The sequence below is a fragment of the Acidobacteriota bacterium genome (genome assembly GCA_016196035.1).
Lineage (GTDB): Bacteria > Acidobacteriota > Blastocatellia > RBC074 > RBC074 > JACPYM01.
On sequence record JACPYM010000002.1, the window covers coordinates 81,778 to 100,116 of the forward strand.

General features: G+C 57.8%; 18 protein-coding genes. 3 read left to right on the plus strand and 15 right to left on the minus strand.

All coding sequences use genetic code 11. From position 1 onward, the window contains the following. Positions 1 to 111: 111 nt before the first annotated feature. Positions 112 to 645, plus strand: a complete 534-nt coding sequence (locus HY011_00435) for a hypothetical protein (GenBank protein ID MBI3421393.1) — start codon at positions 112 to 114, stop codon at positions 643 to 645. Between the two features lie 902 nt (positions 646 to 1,547). On the opposite strand, the gene HY011_00440 is transcribed toward HY011_00435, so the two are convergent. The 5 genes from HY011_00440 to HY011_00460 all read right to left on the minus strand — a co-directional run bounded on the left by HY011_00440 (position 1,548) and on the right by HY011_00460 (position 6,859). Next, positions 1,548 to 2,060, minus strand: a complete 513-nt coding sequence (locus tag HY011_00440) for a M28 family peptidase (GenBank protein MBI3421394.1) — start codon at positions 2,058 to 2,060, stop codon at positions 1,548 to 1,550. A gap of 16 nt (positions 2,061 to 2,076) precedes the next feature. Beyond that, positions 2,077 to 2,262 (minus strand): hypothetical protein, encoded by a 186-nt coding sequence (locus tag HY011_00445; protein MBI3421395.1) that lies wholly within the window; start codon positions 2,260 to 2,262, stop codon positions 2,077 to 2,079. Between the two features lie 185 nt (positions 2,263 to 2,447). Then, positions 2,448 to 4,571 carry a PQQ-binding-like beta-propeller repeat protein gene (locus HY011_00450; protein MBI3421396.1) on the minus strand — a complete coding sequence of 708 codons (2,124 nt, stop codon included), beginning with the start codon at positions 4,569 to 4,571 and terminating at the stop codon, positions 2,448 to 2,450. Positions 4,572 to 4,791: 220 nt separating this feature from the next. After that, positions 4,792 to 5,730, minus strand: a complete 939-nt coding sequence (locus HY011_00455) for an amidohydrolase family protein (GenBank protein MBI3421397.1) — start codon at positions 5,728 to 5,730, stop codon at positions 4,792 to 4,794. Positions 5,731 to 5,929: 199 nt separating this feature from the next. Then, complete coding sequence (locus tag HY011_00460) at positions 5,930 to 6,859, minus strand: glycosyltransferase family 2 protein (GenBank protein MBI3421398.1); 930 nt, start codon at positions 6,857 to 6,859, stop codon at positions 5,930 to 5,932. 248 nt (positions 6,860 to 7,107) lie between these two features. On the opposite strand from HY011_00460, the gene HY011_00465 reads away from it, so the two are divergent. Further along, the gene (locus tag HY011_00465) at positions 7,108 to 7,737 is read left to right on the plus strand and encodes a DinB family protein (GenBank protein MBI3421399.1); all 630 of its coding nucleotides are present in this window, start codon (positions 7,108 to 7,110) and stop codon (positions 7,735 to 7,737) included. A 125-nt stretch (positions 7,738 to 7,862) separates the two neighbouring features. Beyond that, a complete protein-coding gene (locus tag HY011_00470; GenBank protein ID MBI3421400.1) occupies positions 7,863 to 8,423 on the plus strand; it encodes an HD domain-containing protein in 561 nt (186 codons plus the stop codon). A 474-nt stretch (positions 8,424 to 8,897) separates the two neighbouring features. Here the strand turns inward: HY011_00470 and HY011_00475 are convergent, their stop codons facing one another. From HY011_00475 to HY011_00520, 10 genes are all read right to left on the minus strand, one after another. Further along, positions 8,898 to 9,242: a VOC family protein gene (locus HY011_00475; GenBank protein ID MBI3421401.1), complete on the minus strand. Its 345-nt coding sequence runs from the start codon at positions 9,240 to 9,242 to the stop codon at positions 8,898 to 8,900. Between the two features lie 223 nt (positions 9,243 to 9,465). Then, on the minus strand, positions 9,466 to 9,645 hold the full coding sequence (locus HY011_00480) for a hypothetical protein (GenBank protein MBI3421402.1): 180 nt from the start codon (positions 9,643 to 9,645) through the stop codon (positions 9,466 to 9,468). A 96-nt stretch (positions 9,646 to 9,741) separates the two neighbouring features. Continuing rightward, positions 9,742 to 10,359, minus strand: a complete 618-nt coding sequence (locus HY011_00485; GenBank protein ID MBI3421403.1) for a hypothetical protein — start codon at positions 10,357 to 10,359, stop codon at positions 9,742 to 9,744. Continuing rightward, the gene (locus HY011_00490; protein ID MBI3421404.1) at positions 10,356 to 10,961 is read right to left on the minus strand and encodes a YdcF family protein; all 606 of its coding nucleotides are present in this window, start codon (positions 10,959 to 10,961) and stop codon (positions 10,356 to 10,358) included. Before HY011_00490 ends, HY011_00485 begins: the two co-directional genes overlap by 4 nt. 1 nt (position 10,962) lies before the next feature. Beyond that, entirely contained in the window at positions 10,963 to 12,024 is a 1,062-nt protein-coding gene (locus HY011_00495) for a methyltransferase domain-containing protein (GenBank protein ID MBI3421405.1), read from the minus strand. A gap of 31 nt (positions 12,025 to 12,055) precedes the next feature. Further along, positions 12,056 to 13,372 carry a hypothetical protein gene (locus HY011_00500; protein MBI3421406.1) on the minus strand — a complete coding sequence of 439 codons (1,317 nt, stop codon included), beginning with the start codon at positions 13,370 to 13,372 and terminating at the stop codon, positions 12,056 to 12,058. Between the two features lie 181 nt (positions 13,373 to 13,553). Next, positions 13,554 to 14,318, minus strand: a complete 765-nt coding sequence (locus HY011_00505) for a hypothetical protein (GenBank protein ID MBI3421407.1) — start codon at positions 14,316 to 14,318, stop codon at positions 13,554 to 13,556. A gap of 359 nt (positions 14,319 to 14,677) precedes the next feature. Beyond that, entirely contained in the window at positions 14,678 to 15,769 is a 1,092-nt protein-coding gene (locus HY011_00510; protein MBI3421408.1) for a glycosyltransferase family 4 protein, read from the minus strand. Further along, complete coding sequence (locus HY011_00515; protein ID MBI3421409.1) at positions 15,766 to 17,094, minus strand: glycosyltransferase family 39 protein; 1,329 nt, start codon at positions 17,092 to 17,094, stop codon at positions 15,766 to 15,768. The genes HY011_00510 and HY011_00515 overlap by 4 nt, the downstream gene beginning before the upstream one ends. Positions 17,095 to 17,097: 3 nt before the next feature. Beyond that, on the minus strand, positions 17,098 to 18,336 hold the full coding sequence (locus tag HY011_00520; GenBank protein ID MBI3421410.1) for a glycosyltransferase: 1,239 nt from the start codon (positions 18,334 to 18,336) through the stop codon (positions 17,098 to 17,100). Positions 18,337 to 18,339 lie beyond the last annotated feature (3 nt).

Consider the following 18,339-nt stretch of genomic DNA (forward strand, 5'->3'; position numbering starts at 1 on the left):
CAGTATCTGTCTTGGATACTTCAAAGCGCTAAAGCAACAATTTGAATTTTTTTGGAAGCCTAAAGATAATGCCTGCCACAATTCTTTTTCACGAAATGAGGCTCTATTGCCATGCCGCTGGTCATCAATTCAATCCTGCTGCTTTCCCTGCTAGCGCAAGCGATGGCTTGGATCAATCCAGTCGCAGGGCAAACACGCCCAGATGCTCAGCGTGAAAAAGCAGTCATCAAGCAACAATTCAGCAAAAGCTTTCATGACCTACAGATCATTAGCCAACAAATGCTGCGCCAACACGATGATGGCCAACTGACCACGGTTCAGTTAGCAAAACAGTCTAAGTCAATCAACAGGTCGGCTAAGACATTACGCTCATTGATGGCGTTGGGTGAATTAGCACAAGAACCTCAACCTGTTGAAAAGGCCTTATCCACGGCGGATGCGTTTGATAAATCAATCCGGCGTTTAGCCAAAATGATCTACGACTTTTCACACAGCCCACATCATCAGAACAGCAAGGTTTTTGACACCGCCGAAGCCACGAAAGTACAAAGAGACTTGCTCACAATCATTGCGCTTTCAAAAGTCATTGAGACAAATGCGAAAAACTACTCTCGCACCTTTGCCCATGAAACAGGAAAATCTTAAACTGCGCCCCACTTAATCATTCGCTTGTCAAAAGCGGCCAAACCTAAACATTAGCTTCGAAAAAATTACAAAATATAAAACAAAGAGATTGACACTATAGCACTGGTGTACTATATTCACCTTCGTCAGATCGGACCCAGTCCTACAAAGCTTGCGAAAAAGTATTAAGCGTCGTTTCAATACCGCAATGCTTTCCGGTTTGGCTTAATTCCCTGTTACGATTTGGTTTTGAGCAAAACGTGGTCGAGAGAATGGTTGGTGGAATTGGTGATGGTGGCCGGTGAAAGGTGAGTCAGGTGCGCGGTCGTCCCACTGCTGCAAATATCAGAATCGCACTCACACAAAGCGTTCTTCAATCCCGCAACATTCACAAAAAATTTATTTGTTTTCCTGTCGAGTTTTCGCTACTACCGACTGAGACGTCAGTAGGGGATGCCTGGCCCTCGGATCGGTATATCTGAGACAGGCGTCAGCATTCGTGTTGGCGCCTGTCTCCAGAATAACACAAGCAATTATTCAGAAATCCTACGAGCTTCTCGCCCTCTTGTGTCAGTAGGGGATGCCTGACCTAGAGTAGCGGAAGGGCTGAGGCAGATGCGATCACGGGCGTTTGCCTCAGCCATTTTTTGTTTAAGCACGGCCATTGGGCGTTGGTATCCAGACTGTTACTTCAATCAATTTCCCTCTTTAACATTTTCCCAAGCCTCAACTGCTACCTCGCCCTGATCGCACAAAACCTGAGTGAATAGAACAACCGCCACCACACTTGCGGAAAATTCCGCGCAGGAATTCTCATTGATTCCCTGGTCGTGTTGTCGGTGCCGGAGTAGTTGCCGGTAGCGCCTCGCCACGGGCTAGCGGTAGCGGCGGCATTTGCTCCTTGCTGAATTGCGGTAGCTATTTCAGTGCGCATGGCGAGAACGTAAAGTGCACCCGCAATGGCGATAGCGGATTTCTTGACGCCGTCTTCGATGATTCGTTCGTAGTTGTCGAGGTTCGTATGATGCGTATGAGTGTCGTATTCGATGGGGTACTGTCTCATCCCGATTCCCGGCAGTCCGGCTTGGTGCTGTCGGTGCCGCCCAGGTTGCGACTGCGCAAAGCAACCGCGCCATAAACGCCAAGGTCTTCAAAGGGCGCGAGCGCCTGGCGCAAAAACTGCGGCGGCTTCCGCTGGTCCGAAAACGCCGCGCCGTGGACTTGGCCGGTGCCGGTATCCACATTGAAGTAGCCGCCAAATTTGAAGAACTCCAGCTTGGGATTTCGGCTGAGTTGAAGTGTTCCTTGACGTAAGCCTGCGAACCAAGCAGCCTTTCTTCTTCGCCGCTCCAAAGCGCGACGCGGATGGTACGGTGCGGTTTAACGCCGATGACTTTCAGGATGCGCGCGGCCTCCATCAGCGCGGCCAGTGACATTGTCGGTCGCCGCGTGTCACGAATCGAGATGCCCGCCGAGCATAACCACTTCATCTTTCGTATGCGTGCCTTGAATCTCTGAAATTGCGTTGTACGAGGTGCGGCCTTCGGGATAGCTGCGGTTGACGATGTCGAACTCCAATTCGACCGGCGTACCATCGGCCAGGAGGCGCGCGATGCGCCCGTAATCTTCGTTACGCATCAGCATCGTTGGCGGGGCCGTCGCCGGATCGTAGGTGCGGTTGTTGAGGGCGATGATTTGGCCGTAGTGGCTTATAGCGGTTTGCGGGTCAGCTCCGTGTCAGTAGCCCGCGCGTCAGCCAGTCAAGCCCGGCTGACGCGCGGGCTACTGACACAGCCCACCGGACTTCGCCGCTACAGCCTGGTTTATGGTTGTAAGGCGAACGCCAGTAAAACATCGCCGCCCGTTTCGCCGCGCCGGGCCTTACCGCCCGTCGCATGAACCACGACGTATTGCCGCCCGTTCACCTGATATGTCGCAGGCGTAGCGTTGCCGGAAAAAGGCAGCGTCGTTTCCCACAACAACTTGCCTGTCAGTTTGTCGAAGGCGCGGAATTTCTTGTCGAAATTCGTGGCTGCGATAAACACCAACCCGCCCGCCGTCACGACCGGCCCGCCATAATTCTCCGAGCCGGTATCTTTCATCCCTTGCGCCGCAAGCTCCGGGTATTCACCCAATGGAATCTTCCACGCATACGCGCCCGTGTTGAGGTTGATGGCATTCAACGTGCCCCAGGGTGGCGCGATGGCCGGGTAGCCATCGGGGTCAACGAATTTTCGATAGCCAGTGAAACGGTATTTCGGCAGGTTAGCTGCGGCAGCGTCGTTGGCGAGTTCTTTTGTTTCGCCACTCAGCAGGAATTGCACTAAGGCAGTCATGTCTTCCTTCGACAGATTCGGAAAGGCAGGCATGCGGCCTGCGCCTTGCCGAATGAAACTGGAGAGAGTGGTCAGATTATGCTTCGTACCGACGCCGACCAGCGTGGGCATTTGCGGCGGCGAACCCGTCAGATCGTCGCCGTGGCAAGTGGCACAACTGCGCATGTAAATTTGCCGCCCCGAATTCCCGCTCTGATTTTCGGCCAGACTCGCGTGCCAAGCCATCTCATTCGCGTTGACGTAAAGCAACCCCGTTTCAGGATCGAACGCCGAGCCGCCCCATTCCGCGCCGCCGTCAAAACCGGGGAAGATGATCGTTTCCTGCCCCACCGTCATCGGAATGAATTGGCCGCCACCGTTGAACGTTTTGAATTGTGCGAGCGCCCATTCGTGCGCGTTGGGTGTGCGATTGGTGAGCAAGTCTGCGGTCAGCGTTTGCCGTGAAAAGGGCGCGGGTTTTGTCGGTAGCGGTTGCGTCTCTGCCGCGACTTCGCCGGGCACGGTGCTGGCGGGATAGTTTCGATATTCGATGGGAAAGAGCGGCTTGCCGGTGGCGCGCTCAAACAAATAGACGTGGCCCGACTTGGTCGTTTGCGCAACGGCGTCAATGATGCTGCCGTTTTGCCTGACCGTCACCAACGTCGGCGGTGACGGGAAGTCGCGATCCCAGATGTCGTGTTTGACGGCTTGAAAGTGCCAAATGCGCTCGCCCGTTGCGGCATTCAAGGCCAGCAATGTGTTGGCAAACAAGTCATCGCCGACGCGATTGGCGCCATAAAAATCATCTGCTGCCGAACCGGTCGGAACGAAGACGATGCCGCGCTTTTCATCCACCGCCATGCCCGCCCAGTTGTTGGCTGAGCCGGTATACGTCCACGCCTCTTGCGGCCAGGTCCCAGAGCCGAATTCGCCGGGACGCGGGATGGTGTGAAACGACCAGCGCAGCTTGCCCGTGCGCACATCGAAGGCGCGAATATCGCCCGGCGGCGCAGGCAGCGATTCGGGCATGCGCCCGCTGACGATCAACACGTCTTTGTAAATGACACCTGGCGTCGTCAGCACAACCGAAACCTTGCTGGCTTCGCGTCCCAAGCCTTCGCGCAAATCAAGACGGCCCGCTTGGCCGAAACTCCGAATCGGCTGGCCCGTGTTGGCATCCAGCGCGTAGATGTAACTTTGCACAGCCGCGAAAATGCGTTTGTCTTGGCCCTCGCGCCATACGCTCACGCCGCGATTCGGCCCGCGTCCCACCTGGCCGGAATCAAACCGCCATAACTCCTTGCCCGTGGCGGCGTCGAGCGCGACGACTTTGTGTTTGGCCGTTACGGCATACAACACACCGTCGGCGATGACCGGCTGGTTTTGCGAATCGCCCGCGCCGTCGCCCAACTCAACCTGCCAGGCGACGGCCAGCCTTTGCACGTTGCTGCGGTTGATTTGGTTGAGCCTTGAATAGCGCGTCCCGCCCGCGTCACCGCCATAAAGAAATGGCGCGTTCGCTGGTTTGGTGGCGCGTTGGGCACGGACGTCTGTTGAATGAAACCGAGCCTGCCAGAACAGCACGCAAGTTAGGCCGAAAAGCAGGGTGTATTTCAAGGATTGGCGATGCATAAAGTTGAATAAATAGCGTGAAAGTGAAATGATTAGAAGCAAATCGTCGTTACAGGAGATGCAACTCTGGGTGCGCACCGCTTCCAGCGTGCAGGACTGATTGCAAAACATCATTGATTCAACTGCGCCCTTTGCCAAGACTGCGCGCTGGAAGCGGTGCGCACCCGGTTTTTTTTGACGAACCCGGCAACCTTGTGCGGAACATCCGGCGCTTCCAAGATCAGGCTTTGAGCTTAAAAACCTTGTGGGCGTTCTCCCACGTCAGCTTGCGGAAGGCGGCCGGCTTGGCGTGGGTCTTGAGAATCCTCAGGGTTTCATGCGCCACGCATTTGCCACGCAACCGTGCAGCGGCTGGATTATTGGCCTGACTAACGCCGCCACCTTTGCCGTCCTGGCACGAGCAATCGCTGCCAAAGAGTAATTTGTTTTGCTGGCGCGCGAGGAAATCAGCGGTGAATTCAGGATCGCGCGACAAAGCGTTGTTGCCCGAATTCGCCGACAAATCGCCATATAGGTTCGGGTAATCCGCGAGCAACTTATCCGTGACGCCGCCGCGTTTAATGGGCCCTGCGGGGTAAGCTTCCTGCTCGGCATAATCGGCGCTCACATTCGCCCAAAAAGCGTCCGCATGGCCTATGAAGGTAGTTTTTGGATACGCCTTCAAAATGGCGGCGAAGCGCTTGAAGCCCGTGCTCCAAACGCCTTCGCCTTCAAAGTGCGGCACTTCCTGAAAGTGCACAAGGATGGGGACTTTCAACTCAGCCGCGAGCGCGTACATGCGCCGCAGTTCCGGCCCGTCGGCCTCAACGTGAAATTTGATTTCGCCGAGGCCTTGCGCGCCGTCCTTGACGGCCTTGGTTAATAACTCGGCAGCTTCGGGCTTCGTGATGTCGGTGCTGGCCGCCCAGACAAAACGACCGGGATATTTGGCTTGGATCGCCTTGACTTGCTCGCTGGCGGGCAGCCGCGACAACAAGACCGCATGCGTCACACCACAACCTTGCATGTGAATCATGTTGGCGTCCGGCGCTGGCCGCAGATGCGAGTGAATGTCTATTACCGGGCCGCCCCACTCCGTCGTCGCGGCGGTTTGCGCGCGCAACCCTGTGGCGGCGGTTGCCAGCACGGAGGTCGCAAGAAACTGTCTTCGATTAAGCATTGTTTGGGGTTCCTTTCGTTGCTGTGAAAAGTGCGGGATTGAAATCACAGCTTTTCGGCAACTTGTCAAGCACGCGAGGTTGCGGTTGGCAGGCGGGCGTCAAATTCTTGCTTCCTCTAAAAAAAAACGGTGAAACGAACTGCGGCTCTGCCGGCCAGGCAATCCCCGAAAAATTTACAGCAGGAATTCTTGTTCTGAGTTAGCCGAGCCGTTTGGCAATCCGCCTGGCCTTGGCGATGGCGCGCCGCCACAACGGCGGCGATGCGGGCTGGCCTAAAAAATGATGCTGAAAAGTGTGATCGTCCGCTGTCACGTGGCGCGTGATGCTGGTCGGATGGCGTAAAGGGAAAGTCATCTCCACAGCGGGCACGTTGGCATAAATGCTCTCAGTATCGAAGGTGTGCGTGGCATCCGCGCCGAAGCCGATGTTGGAAACCAGATTGGCGCGCGGCGTGGCAGCCAGGCCATCGTGAGCCATCAACTCGAACGTCAATTGATAATCCCAGGCATTGGTCGCGCCGCGCAAACTGGCGTCAAAGACGTCTTCCCAAAACTTCCTGAACTGCGGATGTTGCGAACGCTTGGCCAGAAAATCAGTCTCGCGCAAGCGCGCCCATTGCTTGACCTCCAGATCGTACTTGTCCCACACGCGCCGCCATGACGCCCAGCCCCAGGTGTGCGGGATGTGCGAAAAGTAGTAACTGTCCCGTATGCGCTGCTGCATTTTTGGCAACAGATACATATTGCCGCTGATGACCATCACGCGCGGCTTGTGGCGATAGCGTTCCAGCAGTTCGGCACAAAAGCAAAAGAAACTCGGATGGGGCAGGCAATCGTCTTCGAGAATGATCGCTTCCGCGCACTGTTCAAAGACCCAATTCAAACCGGAAAACATACGTGGCTTGCAACCCATGTTCGTTTCGGACAGATTGGTCAGCACCTCGCACTCCCAATCCACCTGATCGAGGATCGCGCGCGTGGCGGCGCATTTCTCGGCTTCTGCCGCATGGCGCGGCCCGTCGGCGATGACCAGCAAACGGCGCGGTTGAGCGCGGGCGATCTCGGCAAAGACGCGTTGGGTTTGTTCCGGACGATTGAAGATGAACAGGGCGACGGGCGTGTGCAACATGACTGCATCCTATACCATGCCTGACCTGGGATTGCGCTCTTGCGCAAGGCTTTTTGAGATTACGGAACGGGCGGAAATAACGGAACAAACAGCAGTCGCCAACCAACCAGCTTTCCGTCTGTTCTGTAATCTCTTTTTTGTCACTCGGGGCTACGCTTGTACTTGCTCTAAGCCAGTGGGTTGCTTTCTGAACGCGTCCCGCTTATTTTGCGCGGCGGCGCTCAACCTTTCTGATAGGAGACCAAGTTATGAAATCAATGCAACCGATCTGGCAGGCGCTGGCACTCGCGCTGCTTTGCGCTTTACCCGCGCTCGCACAATCAGACCCGAAGATGACGGCGGATGAACGCGCCAAACTCATTCGCTGGCTCAACGAGTCGCAAGCCGAAACCATTGCTGCCGTCGAAAAGCTGAGTGACGCGCAGTGGAATTGGAAAGCCGCGCCCGAAAAATGGTCGGTCGCGGAATGCGTCGAACACATCATGCTGGCCGAAAGCACGTTGATGGCGCAGGCCGAAAAAGCCCTGGCTGCGCCGCCCAATCCCGACTGGGCCGAAAAAACCAAGGGCAAATCCGAATTCATCGAAAATGTCATGGTCAAACGCCTCGGCAAAGCCCAAGCACCCGAAGCCATCGTCCCCAACGGCAAACTCCCGCGCGCCGAATTGATGAAACGCTTGCGCGAGGCGCGGGCCAAGACGCTAAAATTTGCCGAGACGACGCAACTGCCGCTGAAAGCGCACACGGCTGAACATCCGTTTCCGGTGTTCGGCACGCTCAACGCTTATCAATGGGTGATTTACATCCCGCTGCACAACATTCGCCACAATCAGCAGATTGCCGAGGTCAAAGCGAATCCGAATTTTCCGCTGAAGTAGTTGGCAGTTGGCAGTTCTTAAATACCAAGTCCGGTTATGAATTAACGATCACTCGTGACAACGATCTACAACTGCCAACTGCCATCTGCCATCTGCCAACCGCCAACTTTTCCCAGGAGCACACAATGTCATTCACACGCATGGATCAAAGCAGCGTTGCCGATTGGCTGGCCATTGGCAACGAAGTCGCCCAGCGCCAGGCCGCAATGCCGGCGATGATCAAAGGCTTGCTGCGGCAATTGGCTGCGCAGACTGATGGTTTTGCGATTGACCAATTGCAGCACGCCTTGCAAACGGCCACGCGCGCCGAACGCGCAGGGGCTTCGGAAGAAATGATCGTCGCCGCGCTCTGCCACGACATCGGCAAGGCCATCTCGGTCGTCAATCATCCGGCCATTGCGGCGGAGATTTTGCGCCCGTATGTCTCGCCGACCATTTACGAAATCATCCGCACGCATCAGGATTTTCAGGGTAAACATTACTACGCGCTGATGGGCCTGAACCCGGATGCGCGGCAGCAATACGTCAATGAGCCGTGGTATGAACAGGCGCGCGTGTTTACCGATGAATGGGATCAGACTTCGTTTGACCCGGCGTATGACACCCTGCCGTGGGAGCATTTCGAGCCGCTGGTTGAGCGGGTGTTTTCAAAAGAGTTGGTGAAGGTAGCTGTGCAAGGCGCTTGAGCTTAGAAGGTAAGCAGGTGAAATCTCATCCGTTGGCCTGCGCTTGAAGAGTGTCCGTTAGCATTTTGCATAAGCGCCGCGTTCTCTGTTTACCCTTGTCATTACCCACATTTTTTGATTTGGCTCGAAGCCAGAATTTTCGAGGTTTCTTTGAGAAAAGTGGCGCCTCTCTTGGCTCCGTAGGAGCCGGATATTGATAGCTTGGGCGGTTCGTTGTTTCCCAAGCTCCAGAGGAGCGGCATCTGACAGATGTCGCTCCTCTGGAGCTTGGGGGTGATTTTGGCCTGAATGCTATAAACATCCCGCCCCGCTGGGGCGAAGAGCAGGAGCCGCCCCTGAAATCAAAGACCAGGAAACTGGGAAAATGTGGGTAATGACAAGCTGTTTACCTTGTGCGTAGAACTTGGACGGACGTTCCTTTCCTCTATTTGTTCTCAAACGCCTAACGGCAGTATGAGGGCTCTGACTACTTCTTTAAGGTGGAGAAAAGAACAATTCATTCTGATCTAAATCCAGTATTTCGATGATTGGCATTCCCCAGTGAGAATCACGAGCTTCGATCCTCTTTTCTTCAATCTCTTTTCGCAATGATTTTTCTTGTTCATGATCAAGCGAAATAAATACCCTCCCCTTACCAGCTTTGGGTTCATCCTGAGCAAGAATTAGCTCGAATCCGTTTCGGCTAACCTGGCATACATAGGCACGACCTTCTACTTCGTGGTTCCAGTCCAGCGAAAAGCCGAGCTTTTCGCGGTAAAAATGCATTGAGCTTTCTGCATCCCTTACGAAAAAGACTGATCTCGAATACCAATTCTTCATAGTTCTACCGTAAGCCTTACGGCCCAAATGTACCGGGCCGGGTTTCCAGCTTCAAGTTATCCAACGTTACTCGTATCACTTTCGCGTGTGGATTACGTTCGTCTACGTGCCAGCGCAGTTGCGCGGCGCCGTCCACTTTGGCGCGCCGCTCGGCAAGCGCGCCGTGCCGCCAACCGGCTTATGGTTCAACGAACATAAACAGGTTCGCCGTGCCGTGGCGCCCTTACGCATAAGCATCTTTGGCGACTTGCCCGGTTTGCGGCGGCAACGGCGCGCGCGTCTCTTTGAGCCGTTGCTTGTGCGTCCCGTCGAAGTGCACCTTCGGACGTTCCGGGTCGTATGGCACGGCATTCCAGTCAAGGACGTCTTCCAGGGCCGCGATGCACGCGCTGCTGCCCGCCAAGATACACCATTGCTTTTTATAGCGGTTTGCAGTTGCGCATGGTTGTGGCAGATCGCACGCAACTGCAAACCGCTATAACTTACCCGCTACCTCACGTCACCAGCATTCAGTGTAAAAAAAGTCGAAGCCGGTATTGAGCGCTTCGCCCGTGAGGCGTTGCGTTTTCCAGTGCTCGCGCCACCAGTTTGTCGTTAGCACTTCGTAATCGCGCGGCGCATAGGTCAGGCCCAATTGGATGCCGGCGCGCGCAAAAACCGGCGTGGCCAGGCGGCGATTGGCCGCGCTTACAGTGGGTTCGACCACCATCAAGGCGCGCCGCCAGCCGTGCTGTTTTACGTATTCAGCGATGATCGGCATGACCTGGGCGCGGCATTCCAGGTTCGCCGGCAAATGCAGCGTCGAAACCTGAGCGGGCGGCACACCGAGTTCGAGCAAGTGCTGGCGGGCATAATCAGCCGGATAGACTTCCCAGGAGGATTGCGAGCTGAGACAGACAATGTGTTGGGCTTTCCCCTGGCGCAGCAATTCGGCGGCGTAAGCATCGCCGTTCAACTGTGCATCCAGGGCGAAATGCAAAATGACATCGGAGGGCGGCGCATCCGCCCGGCCAATCACCAGCCAGGGCAGCGCAAAGAAAATGAGCAGGCCCAAAACGCCGCTCAACGACAGCGCAAACACGGCGCGGCGTCCCCATTTCAAGAGGGCGCGTTTCATTGCCAACCACCCACCAGAGTATTTCCCCACGAGATGAATTCGCGCACGGTGACAAAGACATCCTTGCGGCGCTGCCACCATTGCTGCGGTTGCCATTCCGGCGGCGCGGGCGCCACGGGCGAGGAGAGGAATTTCAATTCGCCCGCGTGACGCTCGATGGTAAACAGCGCGCGCCGGGCGTGAAAGGGCGAAGTCACGACGATCATCGAATGCCACTGGTTGCGCCGCATCAGCGCGTGCAAGGTGCTGGCCTCCTGGCGCGTGTTGGTCGCTTCGGGCAGCACCACGATGTCGGCGGCGGGCACGCCCCAGCAGACGAGATACACCCGCTTCGCATCGCCGGTATTGCCGCCCCAGGCAAAGGGCAATCCGGCAATGATGATCTTGCGGCCCAGACCGCGATGATAAAGCTCCGCCGCGTGCTGTTCGCGCAAACACAGCGGATCGCCGCCCAACGCGACGATGGCATCGGCAGGTTGCAAAGGGTCTTCGCGCATCAACTGCCGCGCGGCCGCATTGAGCAGCGCAGGCAAGCAGAAATACACGATCAAGAGCACCGTTACGACAATCAGCATGCGTTGTGGCGGCGCGAGCGAATTCATCTCAACTTGTCTTTACCGTGTCGGCCAGCGGCTTGCGCCCGCTGGCGCACCAGCCGTAATTGGGGCGCACGACAATTTCCTCCAGCCCCGCGCGTTCCAGCCAGCCGCGCACTTCCGCCTGGGTGTAGCGATATTCAAGCGGCGCCGAGAAGCGGTCGAACTGATCGTTGACGCAAACGCCAAAGGGGTAATGGGCGTACTGCCTCATCGGCAACTTCTCTGCCAGGCCTTTCAATCCGGCCAACCGCAATAGGCGGTACGGCCAAACAAACCCGGCGAAGGCCGCCGCCGCCGCCGGATAGGAGAGCGCATGCAGCAACGGATGCGGCAGCCGCGTCGTCACCTGCCGCAACGCCTTGACCGCCGCCAACAGCAACCGCTTGACGGGTTGCCCTTCCGGTTGCCAGTAGAGGTAGATTTGAATTGCGCCGCCCGGTTTAACGTAGCGCAGCAAATAACGAAACGCCTCTTCGGGGTCGGGCAGATGATGCAGTACGCCGATGGAATAAACGAAGTCGAAGCTGGCGGGCGCGAAGGGCAGTTGCTGCAAATCGGCTTGCACGCATTGCACGGTCGCGCAATCGGCGGTGTTGCGCTGGGCGACTTCGACGGCCGGCCCCAAATCAACCGCCCATACTCGCGCGCCGAATTTCGCCGCGTAAAACGCATGACGGCCAATGCCGCAGCCTGCGTCCAGCACCTGTTTGCCGCGAAAGAAAGCCGGCGTGTGCGGCAGCATATAAGCCAGAAAGTTGCGCTCCCACTCCGGTCGCATCGCGGCGAAGTGTGTCCACTCGTAACCGAAGCTGTGCGCCGTCCGCACACGCCGTTCGTCCACGGCGCCGTGGTTTTGCCGGCCCGCCAGCGCGGCCCGTAGCGGCGCGAGCAGCATTCGCGGGATACCGCTGATGAGCGGGAAAGACTCGCGGCAGGCAGGGCATTCCAGGCTTTCGGCCAGGCTTTCGGCGGCGCGGCGGGACGGCGACAAGACGCCGCCACACGCCGGACAGCGCAATGCTGCGTAGCGCGCGGGCAGCGTCTCGTTGTGGGCAATGGCATTCATAGCTTCAAAAACAGGCGGGGCTGGTGCGATCTCAAGTCTCCAGCCGGGCAAAAAACGGAGCATCTTCCAGCGCGCGGCCAGAGACGGTTTTCTCCACCGTCGAAACCATCATCAGGCGCGCATCCGATTGGCGAAACATCTTGTAGTTGATCCACAGGCGAATCGGCGCCAGTTCCGGCGCGGGATGACCCGCTGCGAACGGATTTTCGACCCACGGCTCGGCTTCGATCAGCAGCAGGTCGCGGGCCGAGGCGTTGTTCAAATAGGCGCTGCGGCGGCGCACCAACGTGCGCCGGTCAAGCAATTCCTCGGTCAACGGCAACGCCGCTCCGGCCAGCAACTCGCGTTCGGCGAGGTCCAGAAAGAGCGGATAATTGGCGAAATACACCAGCCCCGCGCCGTTCAGATCACGATCCGGCGCCAGCTTGTAAGTCGTTTGCACCGGCCCCGCCGTCATCGGCACGTAACCGGCGGGCGGACGCGCAAAGCAGCCCTCTTTCTCGGCCTGCTTAACCAACAGATAAGCATCGGGCGCTTCAGCCAACGCGGGGATGGTCTCGAAGCCGGGATTGGCCGGGCGCGCTTTCTTCAGCCACTCCGCGCCGTTGAATTGCAGCACGAAGATATTCGACAACCGAATCGCCGGCACGTTGGCCGCGACCGCTGCGGCGACATCGGCAAACGGCGGCAGCGCCGGCTCAGCGTGCTCTGCGGGCAACAGATAAAACGTGCCGTCGAGCATCGAAGCGCCGAAGCGCTGCAGGCTGCTGGCCGCCGTGAAGCGGTCGTTCTCGCCAAATGCCGCCAACGGGCGCGCGGCGGGAAAAGCCAACTCGACGTAGAAAAACGTCGGGTAAAGCCGGTGCCCTTCAGCGTCAGCAAGTTGTTTGCTGGGCACACCGCACAAATGCGCAATGTGCCGCCAACGCAAATCGCCCAGCAACTGCAACAGCGGCCCTTCGGCCAAGTTGTTGCGCCCGGTCAGCGGCATGCCGATTTCCACATCGGCATACAGCGTGCCCGCCGCCGTGTAACGCCGCTCGCTGCGCGCGGCGTCTTTCACTACGGCCGGCTGCAATGCAGCGGCGGACGGCAGGCCGTTGTTTGTCCCGGCTTTGCGCAGCGCCACATAATCCACCAGTTCGCGGATGGAGCCGAACCCAAGCCAGACCGCATCGGAGAAATGCGTTTGCAGCACGCTCTCCAGCGTCTCGCGCAGCACCAGCAATTGCAGTGAATCTATGCGGTAGTGCGTGGCCCAGCGCCCCGCATCAATCTCGCCCGCCGTCGTCTGCGCCAGTCCGGCGATGACGCTTTTGACCTGTGTTTCAAGCTGTACTCTATCCATCAAACCTCATTTCAACCAAACCTCATTTCAACCAAACCAGGACTTACGCAAAGATTTGCCACAGAGGCACGGAGACACAGAGCAAGACAGAAACTCTCACCAGCACTGTAGCCAAACTCTATGTCTCCGTGCCTCTGTGGCAACTTCGCTCGCGTTTTGCGTAAGTCCTGCAAACCTTATTTCAACCGCCCGCCGCCTGCTCCTGCGCGGGTTCCACGGGCAACGGCCAGGCTTCATCGGGCAAGTCCCGGCGCGTCTTGTCGAAGATCAGCACGTAATCTTCCGGCGTCAACCGCCGCAACGCGCGCGCCGGCACGCCCGCAATCAACGTATAGCTTTCGCTCAGCGGCTGGCTCAGCAACGAGCCGATGCTGACGACGCAACAAGCGGCCACGCGCGCGCCCGGCGCGACACGCAACTCGGAACCCAGATAACAATAGTCCCCGATCTCAACCGGTTTGGTCTGCCGGCGGTTGTGCGTCCAGATCGAAGAGTTGCGCCCGCCCAGCATCGAACAACGCCCGATGCGCACACGGTCGGTAAAATCAATCCGGTGTTCCGCCGTAATGACCGCGCCGTAGCCCAAATAAAACGACGCATCCGGTTCGTTCGTGCAATCGTTGTTGGGGATCGCGTTGATCACATTCAAGCGCAACACCTGCGCCCAATCGCCCAATTCAATTACGTCGCCACCACGAAACAGATTGAGCGGCCCAATCACCGCGTGTGCACCAACCCGCACCGCCCCGCAGCGCCAGAAGACCGTACCGTGCCCGATGCGCGCCTCGTCGCCAAGCGTCAGCCCGCGGCAATCCAAATAAGCAATCCCAATCCGCACGTTGCGCCCAATGCGATACCCAAAGCCCCAACGATAAATCGCGCGTTTCAACACCCCCGGCAAAATCGCCGCCAGCATCAACACCAATTGGCGCAACCGCAATCTCATGCAATTCCACTCTCAAATCAGAACAATAACGCTGGAAGCCGCCCGGATGGGCTTCATCAGATTTCAGGATTCACAGAGCGGGCCGAAGGTTGAATCAACCCAAGACCATTAACCTCATTGAACCCTGTCCATCCTGTCCATCCTGTCAAAACCCCGCTCTTCCCCGCGCATCCCAATTCTGGGTAGTGGCTCAAAGAGGAGAGGTCTGGCCGCAGATCAACGCTGAAAAACGCGGATCAAGTTGCATAGACAATGGAATTGATCTGCGTTCGTCGGCGTTGATCTGCGGCCTAGCTCTCCCCATTGACCTACTACCCCAATTCTGTTCTCAAATCCCAAATCCCAAATCTCAAATTCGCTTAGCGCTTTTCTGCCGCCGCCTCCCGCAACACCTCCGCCAACCGTGGCGCGTGTACCTGCAACGAATATCGCTCCGTCACCGTCCTTCGCCCCGCCTCCGCCAACTGCCCGCGCAAGGCTTCATCCATCAACAACCGCTCCAAGGCCGCCACCCAGGCTTCCGTCGAATTGACCAGCAACCCATTCACGCCGTCGCACACCACTTCTGTCGTCATCCCCACCGGCGAACACACACACGCGGCGCCCGCCGCCATGTATTGAATCGCCTTGAACGCACATTTACCCCGCGCCCATTCATCATCGCGAATCGGATACACGCCGATGTCCAGACCGCGAAACTCCTGAATTTCCGTCGCCATTTGCCAGGGCCGATGTTCAACTTCAACGTCAGGGATCGTCACCGGCGCGCCCGCGCCAATCACCCGAAACACAAATGCGCGCCGCCGCGCCAATTCCTGTAACGCCGGTTTGATGATGTCCAGATACGGCGCCGTTGAATGACTGCCGATCCAGCCAATCACCGGGCGCGCATCCACGCGCGGCGCGGCGGGCGTGGCGGCAAACTGCGCGACATCCACCACTGTCGGCAAAATCGAAACACGCGGATTATGTTGTAACGCAAACTCCGCCAGATATTGGTTGCCCGCTAACACGCGCGTGCTCATGGCCAAAATCCGCGCCGTCTTGGTTGAGAATTTCAACCACTGCGCCAGCCGCCCATAGGTCGGACTAACATACGTAACAAAGATCGCATCATCGAAATCAAACACCAGCGGCCGTTGCATAACATTTCGTAACAGCCATTCAATCACCGGCGGCCCGAATAACAACGCTTCACGCGAAATGAACACCACGTCGTACTGCCCCGCCCGCAAGACATCGCGCACCCGCCCGAACGTCGCCCGCGCCAGTCCCCACGCTTTTCGCCCCGCGCCGCCCGGCGCATATAACACACGGAATAACTCGCTCGACAAAAACGGCGCGACTTCACACGCGATTCCCTGCCCGTGTAAGTACGGCAGGAATTGCACGATACGATAGCGCGTGCTGGCCGCCTCCACCGGATTGGGCGTGAGAAACAAAACCCTCATCCCTGTCGCAACTCCGGTTCCGGTTCGACCCAAACCGGGAGCGCTGCCACGGGTTGTTGCTCCGCCCAACGCCGTGCCCGCCGCTGTTGCAAACCCACCACGGCGAAGATCAATAACCAAGGCAGCAATTGCGCCCGCTGCCGGAAAATCAACCCGACGTTGCCAAACATCATGCTATAAAGCAGACCCAGCCCGGCCACAAAAAATAACATCGGTTGTACCTCGCTAAACCGTTGTCGCACCAGATACCACAACCCCGGCAACAAGCCGGCAAAAAACAGGTACCACCAGACTAACAACTCCGGCAACGTGAGTAACGCGCGCACACTCGCCCCGCCCAATTGCCACGGGAACGGGGCCAGCGCCAGATGCGCCGCGCCCACCGCCGTCCCCAGCACCAACCCGCCCGGCGTGCGTATGTCGAAGTTATTTTCCACCCCGGAACCCGCCCCCTTCGCCACATCGTGTCGAAAGTTTTGTACCATCTGTAAATCGAATTTCTCGAAATAAGCTTCGTTGCGCGCAAATAAACCCGAGGAAACCGCCAGCGCGCCCACCAACCCCACCACCGCCACGCCCGAAACAAAGGTTGACCGCGCCTGGCTCAAACGCGGCAACGTCAACGCCACCACCGCCGCCGCCGCCGCGATATAGGCCGCATAAAACCGGAACGGCAGTAACAGCACGATGGCGAAGCCGCATAACAGCACGTAACGCAATGAGAAGCCCGACAGTTTCAATTGCACGCAGCCATACAGTGCGACGGTTTCCAGCAAAATCACCACCGGCTCTTTCAACGTTTGCGCCGACCAGATAATCATCGAAGGGAAAAAGCAGGCCAGCCAACCGGCGCGCGTCGCCACCCAGGGCGAAAACAGCGTGCGTGCGATACGATAAACAAACACCACCGTCAACGCTCCAAAAAAACAATTCAACGCCGCCGCTGATAACCGCGCTGGCTCGCCGGTGAAATAAAACAGCGTCCCCACCAAATACGAGTAACCGCGATGCTGCCCTTCAAATGCGCCCAGTAACTCACCGGGCAAATCCACCAGACTCATGTGACGCTGTGCCCACCGATTAAAATACAACACGCCGCCTAACCAGCCACTCGAATCCTCGTCGCCCAACACTTGCACCAAGCCGAACTCATACACTGTTACCGCCATCGCAAAGCGCGTCAGCAAGGCCACCAGAAACAGCTTCACCTGTTCGGCCAGGCTCTCGCGATGCCGCTGCGTCAACGTCAGCAGGTAGGCCCCGCCGCCCGCCAGTACCAACAGAATCAAAATGCCAAAAGGGAGATCATTGACTGCTCGATACATAACTTATTCGCCCGCCCCTTCAAACATTCGTTTATACAATCGGCGGTAACGCACGCCGCCCACCGCCGCCAGATCGAAATGCTTCAGCGCCGCCGCCCGGCAACGTGCCGCCAAATCAGGCTGCTGTTGTAACAACTCCGCCTCGCGCAACGCGGCTTGATACGCCGCCGTCGTGAATTCTTTCAAAATAACACCGACCCGCTCACTCGTAATCAGTTCATCCAGATCGCCAATGCCCGCGTTGCTAATCACGGGCAAGCCGCTCGCCAGGTATTCGGCAATTTTCGTCGGCGACGAAGCGAGTTTGGAATAACAAGGCTTGATGAGCGAGAGCGCCACGTCTGCGGCTTTCAGGTAGCGCGGAATCTCGGCGGGCGTGACCTGGCGAACGAGATAATCTTGCGGCGCGAGGCCCAAAGCCTGCAAGCGCGAAGCCATGACCTCCGCCCGGCTCTGCGTTAGGACAAGCGCAAAGGTCGCGGCATCCTGGGCGTGCGCGGCGGCCAGCATCTCCGCCAACTCATCAGTCAGATACCAGCCACCCAGGGCGCCGACATAAACCACTACGCGCCGCCCGCTCAATCCAAGCTCACGCCGCACATCCTCCCTGGCCCAACCGTCAACCGCGCCAAACCGCTCGCTGTCTACGCAACATGGAATCACCTCAATAGGACGCCCTCGCTCATCGGTGTCACCACGGCCAGAAAAAAAGACGCGCCGCGCTTGTTCAGTCAGTACGACGAAGCCCGCCGCCTCTTTCAACAACCGCCGCTCCACTGCTTTCGCCAGGCGGAAATGCAGGCCATCTTTGGGCCAAATACCCGCGTCAACATACTCCTCCGGAACAAATCCGCGAATGTCCAGCAACAGCCGCCCGCCGCTTAAGCGTTTGGCGAGCGCGCCCATCGCCCCGGCAAAGATGCTGCGCGCGTGCAGCAAATCTATCTGCTCACGCCTGATTAGCCGCGCTGCCACCCAAGCGCCAGCGGCGATGTCATACATCGTCGCTGGCAGTGAGGGCCATTTGTGATAGGGCAACGCCTGCCAGCCAATCCCCCAGGCCGCCAACTTCGCGCGCCACTCTTCCACCTCAGCGCTCGCCCAACTGCGCGGCCAGTCCGGCTCAAAAGTAAGCAGCCTGACGTCAATCCCCTGCTGGCTGAGTTGTTGCAAATAAGGGATCACCTGCGTTTGTACCAATGGCTCGCGCACGCCGAAGTAACAAAGATAAAGCGTCCGCATCGT